General features: G+C 66.7%; 2 protein-coding genes. Both read right to left on the bottom strand.

Annotated features, from left to right (window positions below; genetic code table 11):
- The coding region (locus RTW80_RS28920) for a DUF1427 family protein (RefSeq protein ID WP_312721544.1) at positions 1–106 on the bottom strand (106 nt) is incomplete at its 3' end.
- Positions 103–282, bottom strand: a 180-nt coding sequence (locus RTW80_RS28915; protein WP_312721542.1) for a DUF1427 family protein, incomplete at its 5' end; no start/stop codon positions are given. The genes RTW80_RS28915 and RTW80_RS28920, both read right to left, overlap by 4 nt.

Here is a 282-nt window from a genome sequence, read left to right as displayed (position 1 = left end):
GGCCAAGCAGCGCGACGACCGGCGGCGCCGGGGAATGCACGTCGAGCAGGGCGTAAAGTACCCCAGCCGCGACCCCGCACACTAGCGAAATAATCCAGGCCTTCATGATGACGCTCCGGACAGGTGCTGAACGTGGGGAACCGTCACCTGCACGCCCGCGGGATTGTCGCGGGATAAAAGATGACGCATCGCCTGTTCCCCCGCCAGCATCCCCAGCAGGCCAATCAGCGCCAGCGCGGGCGGCGCGGGGGAACGCACCTTCAGCACGGCATACATCAGGCC

This window comes from Escherichia sp. AM3, assembly GCF_032029835.1.
GTDB lineage: Bacteria > Pseudomonadota > Gammaproteobacteria > Enterobacterales > Enterobacteriaceae > Escherichia > Escherichia coli.
The sequence above is the reverse complement of the archived record's forward strand: the minus strand, read 5'-3'. Positions and strand labels throughout refer to the sequence as shown.